Raw genomic sequence first — 15,712 nt, forward strand, 5'->3', positions numbered from 1 at the left:
ATGTCGCACAGCCTCCCCGACCGGTACCTGACCCCGGCCGACGTCGCCGAACTCCTCGGCGTGCCCATCGAGACCATCTACCAGTGGCGGCGTAAGCGGACCGGACCCCGGGGCTTCCGTGTCGGTCGGCACGTGCGCTTCGACCCCACCGACGTGCAGACCTGGGTTCAGGCGCAGATGGAAGGGGCCGCTGCCTGATGGCTGGGCACATCCAGGATCGATGGTTCAGGGTCGAGACCGGCCCCGACGGCAAGCCCCGCAAGGTCAAGACCGACCGCTATGGCATCGGTCTGCGCTACCGCGCTCGCTACGTCGGGCCCGACGGCTCGGAGAAGAGCAAGAGCTTCCCGGACAAGCAGAAGCGCTTGGCCGCCGTCTGGCTGACCAACATCGAAGCTGACATGGCACGCGGGCAGTACATCGACCCCAAGGCCAGTCGGACGACGTTCCGGGAGTACGCCGAGCGCTGGATCGCCGCTCTCACCACGGACCTGAGTAGCCGTGCGGCCGTGGAAGGGCGCCTTCGTCTTCACGCGCTGCCGTACCTCGGGGCTCGCCCCATCGGATCGTTCCAGGCGGAGCACATCCGTGACTGGAGCCGGCAGCTCGAAGAGACCGTGGGGTCCGCCTCGTACCGGCGGCTCATCTTCGACGCGGTGTCCTCGGTGTTGAATGCCGCCGTGGACGATCGGCTCCTCGCCTCGAACCCCTGCCGGGCCCGGTCGGTCAAAGCTCCCCGGCCGGCGCCGACACGAGTGCACCCCTGGGCCGCCTCCCAGGTCTTTGCCGTCCGTGCCGGCCTGCCTGAGCGCTTCCAGGCGATGGTAGACGTGGGCGCCGGATGCGGGCTTCGGCAAGGGGAGATCTTCGGGGTCGCCGTCGACAACATCGGGGATCTCGGCTGGCTCTACGTCCGTCAGCAGGTGAAGAAGGTGCGCGGTGGGCTCGTGTTCGCCCCTCCGAAGCGCGGGAAGCTCCGGGACGTTCCCCTCGACCCTGAGGTCTCGGCGGCCCTGCGCGAGCACATGAAGCGGTTCCCGCCGGTGGAGGTCACACTGCCGTGGCTGACGCCGAGCGGGCCGAAGGTGACTCACCGGCTCGTGTTCACGGCGCCTGCCGGAACGGCCCTGTGGAGCAACGCCTTCAATGACCAGACGTGGAAGCCGGCACTTGCCTCCGCCGGGATCATTCCGGTCCCGGAGAAGGGGCACCGCTATGCCGCCGCCCGTGAGCACGGGATGCACGCGCTCCGGCACTTCTACGCCTCGGTCCTGCTGGACGCCGGCGAGAACATCAAGGCGCTGAGTCTGTACCTCGGGCACAGCGACCCGGGGTTCACGCTCCGGGTGTACACGCACCTCATGCCCAGTAGCGAGACGCGGACCCGAAAGGCCATCTCCGCGATGTACCGGGCCGCCGGTCACGCTCATGACGGCCCAGAGACGGCCCAGGCTGCTTGAGACGGCCCTTCATCGGCGGGAAACCTGCTGGTGAGGGGCTGTTTTGTGCCCTCGGCCGGAGAGAAACACCCCATCTTGCCTGACCGCCACCCCTGGGTGCGAACCAGTAGGTGGGGGCGCCTTGATCCGCGCCTCTCGGGGTCAGCCCCGCAGCGATCCCCGCGGGCCCGGCACGGGGCCCTCCGGGTCCGGTTCGGGAGCCTCCGGGGCGGGTTCGCGGGTCCCCGGGACCGGTGCGGAAGTCTCCGGGGCGGGTTCGCGGGGAGGGGTTCGCTCCGCCCAGGCGGCGATCGGGGGGCCTGCCGCGCCCAGGGCCGCGAAGAGGGCGCCGAGGAGCAGCCACCCCGGGTGTCCGAGTGCGAGGACCGCCCCGGTCAGGATCACGGGGGCGACGGCCTGGCCCGCGCCGAAGCCGATGCCGAAGAGGCCCTGGTACTGCCCCTGGGCGTGGTCGGGGGCGAGGCCGAAGCCGAGCGCGTAGCCGCCCGAGGACTCCCATACCTCTCCGACGCTGTGGACGCACACGGCGAGGACGGCCAGCGCGGGCGCGGCCCAGGAGGGGACGTCGGCCGTCAGCGCCATCAGCGGACAGCTGACGAGGAAGAGGAACCCGGCGAGGCGGAAGGCGCGGGCGCCCTGTCGCGGGGTCTCCACCGTGGATCCGAGCCTGCTCTGCAGCAGCATGCAGACCCCGCTGTTGACCGCGTAGACCGCCGCCACGGTCCAGCGCGGTGCGTCGGTGTGGGCGGCGAGCCAGATCGGCAGCAGGAGGGAGACGGTCTGGTACTGCAGGCCCATGGCGCTGTAGAGCGCGACGAAGGACACGTACGGCCGGTCCGCCAGGACGGACCACCGGCGGTGTTCCCCGGGCCGGGGCAGGGGGCGGTAGTCCGGGACGCCCAGGAATCCGATCAGCCCGGCCAGGGCGAAGCTGGCGGCGTTGGCGAGGATCAGCACGGTGTAGGCGGGGCGGGTGTCGACCTGGAGGGCGACGGCCGCGCCCAGGGTGCCGACGACGACGCCGAGGTTGACGAACGTGCGGAGTCTGGCCCGGAAGGCCGCCGGGCGCTCCCCTCCGACCCTGGCGACGAGCGCCCCGCCCGCGGCGCCGCCCGCCGTGGCGGCCAACCGGTCCAGTGTGGCGACGAGCGTGAACGCGAGCCAGCCGTCGATGAGGACGAAGGCCGCCATCGTGGCGGCCTGGAGGAAGACGGCCGTCAACCAGACCGTGCGCGGCCCGTACCGGTCGGCCAGGTTCCCCGCCGGTATGCCGGCCGCCAGGCCGCTGAGGCCGGCGATCGTGAGGCCCAGTCCCACCTGGGTGACGGGGAGGTGCACCACGAACGTGAAGTAGAGGACGGCGGCGGTGTTGAAGAGGCCGTTGCCCACCCTGCTGACGAAACTGGCGGCGATCAGAGCCCGTTGCGGACCGGAATCCGGCCCGTCGGGCGCCCGTCGTCCGATGCCCCGTCCGGTCGTCCGTCCAAACCCCCGCCTGATCATGCCGGTCAGGCTAACAGGGGCCCTTCGCCGCGCCGGCCGGTCGACCGGCGGACGTGCGACGACCCCGGACGCGGGTGCGGCCGGGGTCGTGCGGGGTCACGGGGCGGGGTGCGCGGGGGGCGGATCGCCCCGCGGCGTCAGCGCCTCACCCCGTGGGGCCGGGCTTCGGCCCGGGGCCGGACGCGGGTCCGGCCCCGTGGCCCGGTCTCACTGGCCGGCGGTCTTCTTCTTGCGGAGGAAGAACACCGCGCCGCCGCCGACCAGGACGAGCGCGGCGGCGATGCCCGCGATCATCGGGGTGGCGCTGGAGCCGCCGGTCTCGGCGAGGTCGCCGCCACCGGTCGTGGTGCTGCCGGAGGTGCCGGCGGTGCCGTTGGTGTCACCGGTCGTGCCGCCCGTGGTCGACGGGGTGGAAGGCGTGGCCGAGGGGGTGGTGGAGGGGGTCTCCGACGGCTTCGGGCCGGGGGTGGCCGTCTTGCAGTCCAGGACGCCCTCGAAGGTCTCCTCGAAGCCGTTCGGGCCGGTGATCGTGAACTTGTACGCCTCGTCCTCGGCGAGCGGGACCGTGATGGTCTTCGTCTCACCGGCGCCGACGGTGTACGAGGTGCCCTTCAGGTCGAAGGTCCAGGCCTCGTCGCCCTTGTTGCCGGCGACGATCTCCAGGCCGCCCTTGGCGCAGTCCTTGGCGACCGTGACGGACGGGACGGCACCCTTCTTGGCCCACGTGGCGGAGGCCTTGGCGGTGGCGGTGGAGTCGCTGGAGCCGGCCAGGATCAGGGTCTGGGACGGGCCGTCGACGGAGACGAAGGCGCGGCCGAGCGAGACCTTGGTGGTGGCCTCGGCGGACACCTCGGCAGTGCCGTCGGTGGTGCCGGCCGGGACGTCGAAGTAGATCGCGTCGCCGTTCTTGGCCTCGGTGACCGGCTTGCCGTCCTTGTCGACGATCCGGACGCCGGCGGCGACGCCCGGGGCGGTCGCGAGCTTGGCCGTGGCGTTGGTGGTGACGGTGACCGGGCCGAGCTTCTCGCCGGCCTTGCCCGCCACGGTGGCCGGGGAGAGACTCAGGGAGGCCTTGGGCTCCGCGAGTTCGCCGACGTTCGCGAGCAGGTAGTCGGTCAGCTTCTTGGCGTCGGCGTCCTTCGGCGTGGCCTCGACCCCGTCCGAGTACTTCCAGATCGCGGCCTGCGTGCCTGCGGCGGCCTCGCCCTTGGAAAGGTCGACTCCGAGCTTCGCGCCGAGGGCCTCGGTGGAGAGCTTGGGGTAGGCGTTCTCCAGGATCCAGAGGATCTTGCCGGCGTTCTTGTTGTCGTGGAGGGACGACTGGTCCCAGCCGACCTCCTTGTAGGTGAAGTCGTGTTGCGCGTCGGTGTGGAAGTCGATGCAGTAGGTCGAGAGGGTTCCCCCACCCTCGACCTGCATGGTGAAGAGACCGCCGCTGACCGTACGGGGCTTGCCGTCCTTCCCCATGACCTCGACGTCGCCGCCGTCGGTGATGCCGCCGAGCTTCGCCGTGACACCACCGACGCCCGGGGCGTTGTCATCGGCCAGGGCCGGACCGGCGGTCGCTATCGCACCGGTCGCGACGAGGCCGGAGACCAGGACCGCGGCGGCGAGGCGGGCAACGCCACGCCCACGAACTGAAAACATTGGATTCCCCTCCGGGCGAGTCGCTCCGCGAACATGGTCGATCCGCGTGGGGGGAGCGCCCGCCAGCAAGACTCACAGACTCGATGGGCTCACGTGCCACATGAGTATTCGGGCATCCTAGGGACGCGGAACCCCCCGGTGCCCTGTCGTACGGTCAGATAACCATTCCGAATCGGAATCGTTATCAGCAGAGCGAGTTGGTCGACAAATCGCCACGACACAAGGTCAGGACGCGGTTACCAACGGGGGTGTCACGGCCGTTCCCTCCTCCGCCGCCACCGCCCACGGGTCCTGCTCCGGCAGCGGTTTGGGCTCCGCCCGGGCGGCGCGCCGGAAGGCCGCCGTCCCCCTGCTCAGGTCGTGTCCCACGGCCACCGCGTCCACGTCCACGAAGGTCTTGCGCTGCCCGTCGCGCTCCTCCTCACGGACCTTCAGCCGCCCGTGCACGACGAGTGGCTCCCCCACGGAGACCGAGGCGGCGAGGTTGGCGCCGAGCGAACGCCAGGCCGACACCGTGTAGAAGCTGGTGTTCCCGTCGGACCAGAGGCCCCGCTCCCGGTCCCAGCGGCGCGCGGTCACCGCGAACCGGAAGCGGGCCACCCCGCCCGCCGCCGTGTCCCGGTACTCCACCGCCGTCGCCACGTTCCCGACGAGCGTCACGGTCGTGTCGTTCATGGTTCGCCCCCGCTGCTTCCGGTGTCCTGCTGCGTGGACACCTCGTGGGAACCATGCTGGAGCGGCCCGGGCACACCTCGCTCGGACCTGTGGACAACCGCGCGCCCGGGGACGTCGCCCTCACCCGGGAGGGTGAACCGCCCCGCGCCCGTCCCTCCCTGCCCGTACACCTCGCCCCGCGCCCTCCGGGGCCTACCTCGCCCGCGCCCCCGCCCGCGTCGCGCCCAGCCGGGTCGTGCCGGAACGGCCGCCGCCGACGATGATCCGGGCCGTCGACGGGCGGGTGCCCACCACCGTCGCGTACTGCTCGCGCACCTCCCGGTAGCGCATCAGCTCCGCCGCCACCGGGTCGAGGACCCGGGCCCGGCCGCAGGAGGCGGCCGCCTCCCGCAGGCGGCGTTCGGCCTCCTGCCCGTACCGGCGGGCCGGGCCCTTCACGGCGCCCTCGCAGGCCCATTCGACGAGCGGGCCGCCGATGATCCCGCCGAGCATCACGAGGACCGGCGGCAACAGGCCCGGCTCGACGACACCGATGATCTGCCCCACCAGCCACAGCGCGCCGAAGATCTGCAGGAGCGTCATCACCGCCTGGGCGAGGACGGCCGCGGGCCACCAGGCGGGCCGGGGCGGCCGGGCGGCCGGGTCCCCCAGGGAGACCGTCAGCTCGTCCAGGGCCTCCGGCAACCCCTCGGCCCCGCGCACCGCCGCCTCGCGCACCGCCTGCGCCCAGGGCACCGGCAGGCCCCGCGAGGCCTCGTCGGCGACGATCCGTACGGCCTGCTCGACGCGCTGGCGGGCCGTCAGTTCGTCCTCGGCGGGGACTTCGAGGCGCGGGTCGGTGGAGCCGTGCGCGCGCATCCGCTCGTACCAGCGGTAGAGCCGCAGCCAAGGAGTGCCGCAGGCGCGGATGGCGCCCCGGCGCCAGACCCGCTCGGCGGCCTCCCCCGCGGCCTGGGCGCCGACGGCGACGGCGAGCCGGTCCGTGAAGGCGTCCCGGGCCCGTTCGTCGAGGCCGGACCGCCCTTCGGCGACGTACGCCCGGCGCAGCCGGGTCGCCGCTGCGTCGATGTCGGCGGCGAGGCGGCGCTCGGGAGCGGCGCGTTCCTGGACGAACCGGGCGATGGTCTCGCGCAGTTCGGGGACGCCCTCGCCGGTCAGGGCGGAGACGGCGAGGACGGTCGCGCCGGGTTCGCCGTGCTCGCCGAGCGCCACGCCGTCCTCGTCGAGGAGGCGGCGGAGGTCGTCGAGGACGAGGTCGGCGGCCTCGGTGCCGAGCCGGTCGATCTGGTTGAGGACGACGAAGGTGACCTCGGCGTGCCCGGCGAGGGGCCGCAGATAGCGCTCGTGGAGGGCCGCGTCGGCGTACTTCTCCGGGTCGACGACCCAGATCACGGCGTCGACGAGGCCGAGGACCCGGTCGACCTGGTCGCGGTGGGCGGTGACGGCGGAGTCGTGGTCGGGCAGGTCGACGAGGACGAGCCCCTGGAGATCGGCGTCGCCGGCGCCGCCCGCGAGGGGGCGGCGGCGCAGCCTGCTGGGGACCGCGAGCCGGTCGAGCAGTCCGGCGGCGCCGTCGGACCAGCTGAGCGCGATGGGCGCGGAGGTGGTGGGGCGGCGCAGTCCGGTCTCGGAGACGGGGACGCCGGCGAGGGCGTTGAAGAGGGTGGACTTCCCGCTTCCGGTGGCTCCGGCGACGGCGATCACGGTGTGCCGGGAGGAGAGCCGCTGGCGGGCGGCGGCCTCGTCGAGGACGCGTCCGGCCTCGGCGAGGGCCTCGCTCTCGACCCGGGTGCGGGAGAGCCCGACGAGCTCGTGGAGCGCGTCGAGGCGGATGCGGAGGGGCCCGCCGTAGCTGCCGCCGAGGGACGGCAGGGCGTCCTCCTCCTCCTGCGGCCGGGGCACCTTCTCCCGCGTGACGGCGGGTCTGTCGGCGGCCCGCTCGGCCGCGCGCCGCGCGATCAGCCCGTCGTCCCAGCGCACGCGGTCGCGCTCCCGGTCGTCGTCCACCACGTCACTTCTCCTTCTGCAGTACGGAGAGCGCGGCGATCAGCTCCGCCTGCGGCTCGGGGGTCACGTCGAGAGCGTCGAGGGGGGCGAGGCGGCGGTCGCGCTCGGCGTGCAGGACGCGGTCGACGTACGAGAGGACGAGTTCGCCGCCCTTGTCGCGCAGCCGCAGGGCGGTCTGGGCGCCGAGGAGTTCGGCGAGGCGTTCACCGGCGGCGCGGGCGCGGCGGCCGCCGAGGAGGGAGGCGGCGAGGAGGGCGGCGACGGTGTCGGCCTCGGGGGCGGCGGCCCGGGGGCCGGCGGAGCGGGTGCCGGAGAGGCGGGAGGCCGAGGGGCGGTCGACGCCCCGCACCTCCTCATCGGCCAGCTCCTCGAGCTCGCGGCGCCAGCGGCGGGCCTCCAGGCCGATCCGCTCCACCGCCTCCCGGTCGCAGCCGGCCCGCGGCGGGCCGAGGGGCTCGGAGGCGGGCTCGCGGCGCCAGGCGTCCCGGACGTGCTCCTCGGCGGCGGAGACCGCGCAGTGGAGGAGGGCGGCGAGGGACTCGGTGAGGGCGTCCAGGAGCTCGTCGGCGGTGCTGTCGCGGGGGTAGGCGCGCCAGCGGGTGCGGGCGTCGCCGGCGAGGACGGCGCCGCGGCCGAGCTCCTTGCGCACCCGTCCGCCCTGCTCGCGGTACGCGGCCTCGACGACGCCGCCGAGACGGACGGCGGCGGCGTACTGGGCGGCGACCGCACCGGCCAGCTCGGGCAGCCGGGTGTCGAGGGAGTCGATGACCCCGGAGGCGGTCCGGTCGGCGGCCTGCTGGCGGGCGGCCGGGTCCTGGGCCCGGTGGGCGAGCCAGCCGCGCATCTCGGCGACGGCGCTCTCGGGCAACAGCCCGCTGCCGCCGCACGTGGACTCGGGCAGCTCGGGGATGGTGAACCGGGGCACGTGGCCGAGACCGGCCTTGGCGAGCAGCGCCTCGTACTGCCGGGAGACCTCGCCGATGACCTGGTGGGGGACGCGGTCGAGGACGATGACGAGGGTGGCGTCGTACTCCTTCGCGGTACGGAGCAGGTGCCAGGGCACGGCGTCGGCGTACCGCGAAGCGGTGGTGACCATGACCCAGACGTCGGCGGCGCAGATCAACTCGGCGGCGAGGAGCCGGTTCTCGACGACGAGGGAGTCGATGTCGGGCGCGTCGAGCAGGGCGAGCCCCCGGGGCAGCGAGGAGGCCGTCTCGACGCGCAGCGCGTTCTCCTCGGGGGCGGGCTCGTCGACGGGGTGGTCCTCGTCGGCCTGGGGCAGCCAGACGCGGGTCAGCTGCGGGAGGACCCGCAGGCCGGCGAACCAGTGGTGATCCTCGGGGTGGCAGACGAGGACGGGCGTCCGGGTGGTGGGTCTGAGCACCCCCGCCTCGCTCACGCGGCGCCCGACAAGGGAGTTGACCAGGGTGGACTTGCCGGCTCCGGTGGACCCGCCGACGACCGCGAGGAGCGGGGCGTCGGGGTCCTTCAGGCGGGGCACCAGGTAGTCGTCGAGCTGGGCGAGCAACTCGGTCCGGGTCTGGCGGGCGCGAGGGGTGTCGGGGAGGGGCAGCGGGAGACGCACGGCGGCGACTCGGTCGCGCAGGGCGGAGAGTGCGTCGATCAGCTGAGGCCGTTCGTCCAAGGTCACCACATGCGAAGAATGCCCAATTTATGAGTGTTTTTGAAGCGTATGAGGACCCTGCGCGCCGAAGAGAAGGGCGGCGACCGGAAGGCCGGGCATAACGAGTGCACAACACCCGCCCCGAGCGACGTGAAAAGCGCTGCGCGAATCGCACCTGCCTGCGATTATCGGTTCGCTTCACCGAACCTCCACATCGTGCCACGCAGGTGAAGCAACCGGGCCAAGGCGATCGGAGCCCTATCCTTGTCCCGGCAGGCACACCCCACCCACCAGGGGGCTCCTGGCCACACGGCCACCACCCGGCCCCCGTAGCTCAGTGGATAGAGCAGGTGCCTTCTAAGCACTTGGCCGCAGGTTCGAGTCCTGCCGGGGGCGCAAGCTGAGGACCCTCCTTCGGGAGGGTCCTTTTTGCTGGTCAGGGGCGGTTCTGGGTGAGGCGGCGGGGTGGGGGGTCGTCCGTGTCGACCTGTCGGCAGGCCGTCGGTCGGTCCTCCCCGATTCCTCGCCCGTCGTCGGCGAACTGTCCTGGCCAGGAGTGCTGGTGAGCCGTTCCCGCTCTCAGGTGATCCGTGGGCTGCGGCGTTCGAGGAGGAGGACGTCGCGCCAGACGCCGTGGTGGCGGCCGATGCGTTCGCGGGTGCCGATGACGCGGAAGCCGGCCCGCCGGTGGAGGGCGAGGCTGGCGGTGTTCTCGGCGAAGATGCCGGACCGGACCGTCCAGATGCCGGCCGACTCGGTGGAGGCCAGGAGAGCGGTCAGGAGGGCCAGGCCCACGCGGCGGCCCCGGGCGTCGGGGTGGACGTAGACGGAGTGCTCGACCACGCCGGCGTACGCACATCGGTCGGAGACCGGCGAGACGGCGGCCCAGCCGAGCACCCGGTCGGCGTCGTCGACGGCGACCAGGCGGTGCGCGGGCAGCTTGGCCGCGTCGAACGCCTTCCACGTCGGGGCGGCCGTCTCGAAGGTGGCGTTGCCCTCGTCGATGCCCAGCCGGTAGATCACGAGGACCTGTTCGGCGTGCTCCGGCCCCATGGGCACGACGCGGGGGCTGGGCGGCGGGGTGGTCACGCGCGGGCCTCGATGCCGAGTTCGGCGAGGAGGTCTCGGACGCGGTGTTCGATCTCGTCGCGGATGGGGCGGACGGCTTCGACGCCCTGGCCGGCCGGGTCGTCGAGCTTCCAGTCGAGGTAGCGCTTGCCGGGGAAGACCGGGCAGGCGTCCCCGCAGCCCATGGTGATGACGACGTCGGACGCCTCGACCGCTTCCGTGGTGAGGATCTTCGGGGTCTCGGTCGTGATGTCGACGCCCGCCTCGCGCATGGCCTCGACCACGGCCGGGTTGACGGTGTCGGCCGGGGCGGAGCCCGCGGAGCGGACCCGGACGCGGTCGCCGCCGAGGTGGGCCAGGAAGGCGGCGGCCATCTGGGAACGTCCGGCGTTGTGCACGCAGACGAACAGGACCGCGGGGGTGGGGGTGCTCATGAGGTCAGGACGCCTTCCGTGGCGGCGGAGGTACGGGTGGGGGCCGGGCGGCGGCCGAAGGTGAGCGTGACCAGGGCGAGGCCCGTGGCCGCCCCGAGGAACTGGGCGGTGGCGAAGGGGACGAGCGAGGCGGGGGCGATCCCCGCGAAGGTGTCGGTGAAGGCGCGGCCGATCGTCACGGCCGGGTTGGCGAAGCCGGTCGAGGAGGTGAACCAGTAGGCCGCGCCGATGTACGAGGCGACGAGGACCGGGGCGAGGTGGGCGCGGCCCGCGCGGGCCAGGCCGAAGACCAGCCAGACCAGTCCGGCCGTGGCCACGGCCTCGGCCAGCCACAGGTGGCCGGCGGAGCGGTCGTGGCCGGAGAACTCCACCAGCGGCCGGCCGAACATCGCGTCCGCCAACACCGCTCCGCCGATCGCCCCGGCGATCTGGGCGGGCACGTAGGCGGCCGCCTCGCGGAGGGAGAGGCCGTCGCCGTCGTACCAGGCGGCGAGCGTTACCGCCGGGTTGAAGTGCGCTCCCGACACCGGCCCGAGCAGCGCGATCAGTACGCCCAGCCCGAACACGGTCGCCAGGCAGTTGGCGAGGAGCTGGAGGCCGACGTCCTGGGTGAGCCCGGCGGCCTGGATGCCGGACCCGACCACCACGGCGACCAGCGCCGCCGTACCGAGGCCTTCGGTCACCGCCCGCCGTGCCAGAGGGGCGTTCACACCGGGTCCTGCGCGGGCGCGCCGGGGATCTGGAGCAGGGCCGAGAGCCGGGCCAAGACATCGGGGAGGACCCAGTAGTAGACCCAGGTCCCGCGCCGTTCGGAGCCGACGAGACCGGCCTCGCGGAGCACCTTCAGGTGGTGGGAGATGGTCGGCTGGGAGACGTCGAAGGGGCCGGTCAGGTCACAGACGCACGCTTCGCCGCCCTCGTGGGAGGCGATCAGGGAGAGGAGCCGCAGCCGGACCGGGTCTCCGAGCGCCTTGAACATCCGCGACAGCTCGCCCGCGGCCTCCTCGCCCAGCGGCTCGCGGACCATCGGGGCGCAGCACGCCGCCGCCGTCTCGTCGTCGTCCTGCCCGACCAGCGGCAGCAGACCAGCTTGTTTCGACATCCCTCAATATTGACAGTCCTCGATTCCGGTGGCAACGTCACCTGTATCGACATCTGTCGATACAGGAAGCTCACCGAGGGAGACCGCCATGTCCCGCGTCCAGCTCGCCCTGCGCGTCGCCGATCTCGAAGGCTCCGTCGCCTTCTACTCCAGGCTCTTCGGCACCGGGCCCGCCAAGCGCCGCCCCGGCTACGCCAACTTCGCCGTCACCGAGCCCCCGCTCAAGCTCGTCCTCATCGAGGGCGAACCCGGCGAGGACACCCGCCTCGACCACCTCGGCGTCGAGGTCGCCACCACGGCGGACGTCACCGCCGCCACCGGCCGCCTCCAGGACGCCGGGCTCGCGACCTTCGAGGAGAACGACACCTCCTGCTGCTACGCCCTCCAGGACAAGGTCTGGGTCACCGGCCCCGGAAAGGAGCCCTGGGAGGTGTACGTCGTCAAGGCCGACGCCGACACCCTGGAGAAGGCCGGCACCGCCCCCGGCACCTGCGGCGGCGAGCCCACCTGCTGCGCCCCTGCCGGCGACTCGTGACCCGTGCTCCGGCAGCGCGCGGCCCCGCGGGCCTCGTGGACGTCGCCGTCCCCGGTCCTGTGGCCGCCGGCCTCCGACCCGGCCGTGCGGACGTCGAGATCGCCCCCGGCGCGGGCCGACGGCATCCACAGCCTCGACTCGACGGACGCCACCGGTCCGGGCCGCCGACAGTTCCCGGACCGCAACTGGAGGGTCCGCTCCCGGCAGCCCGTGGCCGGCGCGACGATGAGCACCGACGCCACGCTCACGGTCGACACCGTCAAATCCAGCGGGGGCGAGACCTGCGACGACCCCACGGGGGCCGGCAGCAGTGAGGAACCCGGCAGCGACGACGCCTCCACCGCCCCATGCAACGACGGCCGCTGCAGCCATTCCGCACACCGGCGGGGTGCCTGCTCCTACCACGGCGGTGCGGCCGTCTGGCTCGCCGGCGCGCCTTCGCGGATTCGCGGATTCGCGGATTCGCGGATTCGCGGAGAGGAAACCGATGCCGCATCGCCGGCGGCCGGTACGCGGCAGGTCGGGGCAGAGCCGACTGCGTGGCGTCCATCGGGCCGCTCCCTCGGCCCGGTCCGTTCCTGGGTGCGGCGGGAGACGTCGGGGAGGGATGACGGGCGCCGGTCAGCAGTCGTACGCATCGTGCCGGACCGGCCGCCCCGACGATCGGTCAGTCCGTCGACCGGCATCCTGGTCACGGACCCCCGCCCGCTTCCGCAGGGCCCTGCCCCCTCGCCCACCGGGTGCTCCAGGCCTCCAACGGGGCCAGTGCCTCGACGAGTTCCGCACCCAGGGGGGTGAGCCGGTACTCGTCGTCCGCGCGGGTGAGCAGCCGGGCCTCGGTCAGTTCGTCGAGGCGGGTGCTGAGCACGCTGGAGGACATGCGCTCGCAGCGGCGCTGGAGCTCGCGGAAGCCGGCCGGGGTCCGGCTCAGCTCCCACAGGACGCGCAGGGCCCAGCGGCGTCCGAGCAGGTCGAGCGCGGCCATGACCGGACGACCGGACGCGGATCCCCGTACGGGCCGCCCGGGCACCGGCCGTACCGCTTCGGGCCGCCCGGGTACGGACCGCCCGGGTCGTGGTGTCGCTGCTCCGGCTTCTCCCACGCCGCTCCTCCTCCTTGCGCTTCGTTTTCAGAAGCAGCATAGTGGCGCTTCTGAAAACGAAGCAGGAGGCACAGCAGATGTCCCGCATCGAACCGCTCGTCCCCCCGTACTCCCCCGACGTCGACCGGGCCCTGCGCCGTTGGATGCCGCCCGGCGTGCCCCACGAACCGCTCCGGCTCTTCCGTGTCCTGCACCGCAACCCCGAGCTGGCCTCCCGCATGTTCGCCCTGGGCGCCGGGCTCCTCGGCCACGGGCTCCTCCCCGCCGCCGACCGCGAGATCGTCATCGCCCGGGTGACCGCGCGCAGCGGCTGCGCCTACGAGTGGGGCGTTCACGCCGCGACCCTCGCCCCGGCCGCCGGACTCGACCCGGAACAGCTCCGGGCCACCGCCGACCCGGCCGCGGCCACCGCCCCTCCGACCGGGCGCCGGGCCGCCCTTATCGCCGCCGTCGACGAACTGCACGACACCGCGCGCCTCTCCGAGCCCGCCTGGGACACCCTCCGCGCCCACTACGAGGACGCCCAGCTGCTGGAGTTCCTCGTCCTGGCCGGCTGGTACCGGACCATCAGCTACCTGGCCAACGGCCTCCTGCTGGAGGAGGAGCCCTGGGCCGAGCCGTTCCCCGCCGCCCCGTGACCCCGGGGGCCCGCGGCAGTCCCCCGGGGCCGGTCCACGAGGGGGTTGCGCAGGGGGATCCACTCGTCCCGGTCCACGCCTCGCAGGCGCATCAGGGTGAGGGCCTTGACCCGGAGTTCCGGAGCGAAGAGGGCCGCCCGGTCGGCGCGGTTCTCCGGGGTCGCCGGCAGGTCCTCGTAGGCGCGCTCGGCCGCGGCGGCGACGACCGCCCAGAGCCGGGCCCCGGCGGTCCGGTCGCGGTCGGCGAGGGCGGAGACCAGGGTCCCGAAGGTGGTTCCGAAGAGGTGGCCGAAAAGCATCGTACGAAGCACGACCGGGTCGTCGTCGATCACCCGCCCGCCGACCGCGGCGGTGTCGAAACCGTGCCGGGCGAGGCGGGTCGGGCTCAGCCGGACGTCGGCGAGGTCGCGGTAGACGAGCCGGCGGGGCCGGGCGTGCGCGTCGAGCACGACCAAGAGGTTCTGCCCGTGGGCGGCGGGGGCGACGCCCCGGCTCAGGAGGCGGGCGAGCGGCGGGACCGCGAGGCCGGCGAAGGCGGCCAGCCAGTCGGCGCCCGCGTCCGGGGCGCCGGCGGACGCCAGGAGCGTCCGGATCAGGGGCGGCCCGTCGTCGGCGGGGCGGGCGGCGAGCGCCGCCAGCGGCACGACCGTCTCCCCCGCCCGCAGGCCCGCGGCGGCCGCCGGGGACTCGCGGAACAGCACGGCGAGGTCACCGCTGGGTTCGCCGCGCACGAGCGCGGAGGCACCGGCGATGTTGCGGGTGATCCGCAGCGTGTCCGCGAGGTCGGCCACGACGTGCGCCAACAGGTCCGAGAGCGGCGCGCTGTTCTCGACGCCGCTCGCCGAGATGTCCCGGATCGCGCTGGTCATCCGCGTGGACAGCGCCGTCTTCAGGTGCGGTCCGCCGTCGAGCGGCGCGAGGGTCCGCACGCTCATCAGCGGTCGGGCGGGGATCGCTCCGGTGACGAACGGCCGGTGTCCGAGCCCCGGCAGGACGTGCTCGCTCTGCCAGGGGTGGACGGGCAGGAGCAGCCGGTCGCCGTCCCGCAGCCGGTCCGGCCACGCGCCCGCGACCCGGCACCGGTCGGCGGGGACCGCCACCAGGTCGAGGCGGACGACCGGGCGGTGCTCGGGGGCGTACGCGAGCTGTTCGGCCACGGAGAGTCCGGGGCGGCTGCGGCAGCAGGGGTGGTACGGGTGCCCGTCGACGATGCCCTGCTCGACGCACGCGAGCGGGTCGGGCAGGGCGTCGTCGACGGGCCCAGGGGCCGCACCTGCCGTGGACGTCTCGCCCGCCGCGTACGCCGTGCCTGTCGTGTACGCCGCGTCTGTCGTATACGCCGCGTCTGTCGTGCAGGCCTTGCCCGTCTCGTCCGCCTCCCCCGCCGCACCCGTCCCGTGCGCCTCCCCCGCCGCGCGCGCCCCCGCCCGGGACAGGGCCAGGGAGGCGACGCCGTGGGCGAGGTCGGCGACGAGGGGGGTGGCGCCCGGCAGGTCGAGTGCGGCGAGGAGCGCGGCCGGGTGGTCGTGGGCGCGGCCGTCGAGCCGTACGGTCGCGTCCTCGCCGGGAACGACCAGGTCGTGCGGGAGCCGGGGCGGTCCGGTCAGGACGCGCCCGTCGGCCAGCCGGGCCCGCCCGGCGTGTCCGTCGCGGGCCACGATCCCCGGCAGCGGCTCGTGCAGCAGCGCGCGCCACAACCGGGCGAGGACCGCCGCCCGGGCCGGGGCCAGCTCCTGCCGGTAGGCGGGCAGGAGCCGGGGGGCCGCGTCCGCCAGCTCGGCGGCGACGGCAGCCTCGGGGGCGCGCGGCGCGTGTCGTGCGCCCGTATCGTGATCCGGAGCGGAGTGCATGAAGATTCACTACCCTGCGCAGGATGTCCCTACCGGTGGACGGCCCGCCGGGGACCGGGTGGAAGGC

At 73.9% G+C, this 15,712-nt stretch carries 16 protein-coding genes and 1 tRNA gene; 6 read left to right on the plus strand and 11 right to left on the minus strand.

Going from position 1 to position 15,712, the window contains the following annotated elements; translation table 11 throughout:
- Both ACZ66Z_RS09345 and ACZ66Z_RS09350 read left to right on the plus strand, forming a co-directional pair.
- Positions 1 to 198 carry a helix-turn-helix transcriptional regulator gene (locus ACZ66Z_RS09345; protein ID WP_469933374.1) on the plus strand — a complete coding sequence of 66 codons (198 nt, stop codon included), beginning with the start codon at positions 1 to 3 and terminating at the stop codon, positions 196 to 198.
- Positions 198 to 1,460 (plus strand): tyrosine-type recombinase/integrase, encoded by a 1,263-nt coding sequence (locus ACZ66Z_RS09350; protein WP_469933375.1) that lies wholly within the window; start codon positions 198 to 200, stop codon positions 1,458 to 1,460. The genes ACZ66Z_RS09345 and ACZ66Z_RS09350 overlap by 1 nt, the downstream gene beginning before the upstream one ends.
- A gap of 141 nt (positions 1,461 to 1,601) precedes the next feature.
- Here the strand turns inward: ACZ66Z_RS09350 and ACZ66Z_RS09355 are convergent, their stop codons facing one another.
- The 5 genes from ACZ66Z_RS09355 to ACZ66Z_RS09375 all read right to left on the minus strand — a co-directional run bounded on the left by ACZ66Z_RS09355 (position 1,602) and on the right by ACZ66Z_RS09375 (position 8,946).
- Positions 1,602 to 2,924, minus strand: coding sequence for an MFS transporter (locus tag ACZ66Z_RS09355; protein WP_469933558.1), 1,323 nt, complete (start codon positions 2,922 to 2,924; stop codon positions 1,602 to 1,604).
- A 246-nt stretch (positions 2,925 to 3,170) separates the two neighbouring features.
- A complete protein-coding gene (locus ACZ66Z_RS09360) occupies positions 3,171 to 4,610 on the minus strand; it encodes a Cys-Gln thioester bond-forming surface protein (RefSeq protein WP_469933376.1) in 1,440 nt (479 codons plus the stop codon).
- A 225-nt stretch (positions 4,611 to 4,835) separates the two neighbouring features.
- Complete coding sequence (locus ACZ66Z_RS09365) at positions 4,836 to 5,285, minus strand: single-stranded DNA-binding protein (RefSeq protein ID WP_469933377.1); 450 nt, start codon at positions 5,283 to 5,285, stop codon at positions 4,836 to 4,838.
- Positions 5,286 to 5,477: 192 nt separating this feature from the next.
- Positions 5,478 to 7,295 (minus strand): GTPase, encoded by a 1,818-nt coding sequence (locus ACZ66Z_RS09370; RefSeq protein WP_469933378.1) that lies wholly within the window; start codon positions 7,293 to 7,295, stop codon positions 5,478 to 5,480.
- Position 7,296: 1 nt separating this feature from the next.
- Positions 7,297 to 8,946: a dynamin family protein gene (locus ACZ66Z_RS09375; RefSeq protein WP_469933379.1), complete on the minus strand. Its 1,650-nt coding sequence runs from the start codon at positions 8,944 to 8,946 to the stop codon at positions 7,297 to 7,299.
- 293 nt (positions 8,947 to 9,239) lie between these two features.
- Here ACZ66Z_RS09375 and ACZ66Z_RS09380 point away from each other — a divergent pair.
- Positions 9,240 to 9,312: transfer RNA gene (locus tag ACZ66Z_RS09380), tRNA-Arg, on the plus strand.
- A 183-nt stretch (positions 9,313 to 9,495) separates the two neighbouring features.
- Here ACZ66Z_RS09380 and ACZ66Z_RS09385 read toward each other — a convergent pair.
- Genes ACZ66Z_RS09385 through ACZ66Z_RS09400 form a run of 4 tightly spaced genes read right to left on the minus strand, consistent with a single transcriptional unit; the run spans position 9,496 to position 11,520 of the window.
- Complete coding sequence (locus ACZ66Z_RS09385; RefSeq protein WP_469933559.1) at positions 9,496 to 9,969, minus strand: GNAT family N-acetyltransferase; 474 nt, start codon at positions 9,967 to 9,969, stop codon at positions 9,496 to 9,498.
- A 32-nt stretch (positions 9,970 to 10,001) separates the two neighbouring features.
- On the minus strand, positions 10,002 to 10,418 hold the full coding sequence (locus ACZ66Z_RS09390) for an arsenate reductase ArsC (RefSeq protein WP_469933380.1): 417 nt from the start codon (positions 10,416 to 10,418) through the stop codon (positions 10,002 to 10,004).
- A complete protein-coding gene (locus ACZ66Z_RS09395) occupies positions 10,415 to 11,128 on the minus strand; it encodes an aquaporin (protein WP_469933381.1) in 714 nt (237 codons plus the stop codon). Before ACZ66Z_RS09395 ends, ACZ66Z_RS09390 begins: the two co-directional genes overlap by 4 nt.
- A complete protein-coding gene (locus ACZ66Z_RS09400; RefSeq protein ID WP_469933382.1) occupies positions 11,125 to 11,520 on the minus strand; it encodes an ArsR/SmtB family transcription factor in 396 nt (131 codons plus the stop codon). Before ACZ66Z_RS09400 ends, ACZ66Z_RS09395 begins: the two co-directional genes overlap by 4 nt.
- An 88-nt stretch (positions 11,521 to 11,608) precedes the next feature.
- Between ACZ66Z_RS09400 and ACZ66Z_RS09405 the strand changes: the two genes are divergently transcribed.
- Positions 11,609 to 12,055, plus strand: coding sequence for an ArsI/CadI family heavy metal resistance metalloenzyme (locus ACZ66Z_RS09405; RefSeq protein ID WP_469933383.1), 447 nt, complete (start codon positions 11,609 to 11,611; stop codon positions 12,053 to 12,055).
- Between the two features lie 210 nt (positions 12,056 to 12,265).
- Positions 12,266 to 12,853: a DUF3761 domain-containing protein gene (locus ACZ66Z_RS09410; protein WP_469933384.1), complete on the plus strand. Its 588-nt coding sequence runs from the start codon at positions 12,266 to 12,268 to the stop codon at positions 12,851 to 12,853.
- Here the strand turns inward: ACZ66Z_RS09410 and ACZ66Z_RS09415 are convergent.
- On the minus strand, positions 12,747 to 13,040 hold the full coding sequence (locus ACZ66Z_RS09415; RefSeq protein WP_469933385.1) for a winged helix-turn-helix transcriptional regulator: 294 nt from the start codon (positions 13,038 to 13,040) through the stop codon (positions 12,747 to 12,749). The genes ACZ66Z_RS09410 and ACZ66Z_RS09415 overlap by 107 nt on opposite strands.
- Before the next feature lie 194 nt (positions 13,041 to 13,234).
- On the opposite strand from ACZ66Z_RS09415, the gene ACZ66Z_RS09420 reads away from it, so the two are divergent.
- Positions 13,235 to 13,795 carry a carboxymuconolactone decarboxylase family protein gene (locus tag ACZ66Z_RS09420; RefSeq protein ID WP_469933386.1) on the plus strand — a complete coding sequence of 187 codons (561 nt, stop codon included), beginning with the start codon at positions 13,235 to 13,237 and terminating at the stop codon, positions 13,793 to 13,795.
- Here ACZ66Z_RS09420 and ACZ66Z_RS09425 read toward each other — a convergent pair.
- A complete protein-coding gene (locus tag ACZ66Z_RS09425; RefSeq protein ID WP_469933387.1) occupies positions 13,729 to 15,645 on the minus strand; it encodes an IucA/IucC family protein in 1,917 nt (638 codons plus the stop codon). The two genes, ACZ66Z_RS09420 and ACZ66Z_RS09425, sit on opposite strands and share 67 nt — an antisense overlap.
- Positions 15,646 to 15,712: the final 67 nt, after the last annotated feature.

Source organism: Streptomyces sp. NPDC107498 (assembly GCF_055582805.1).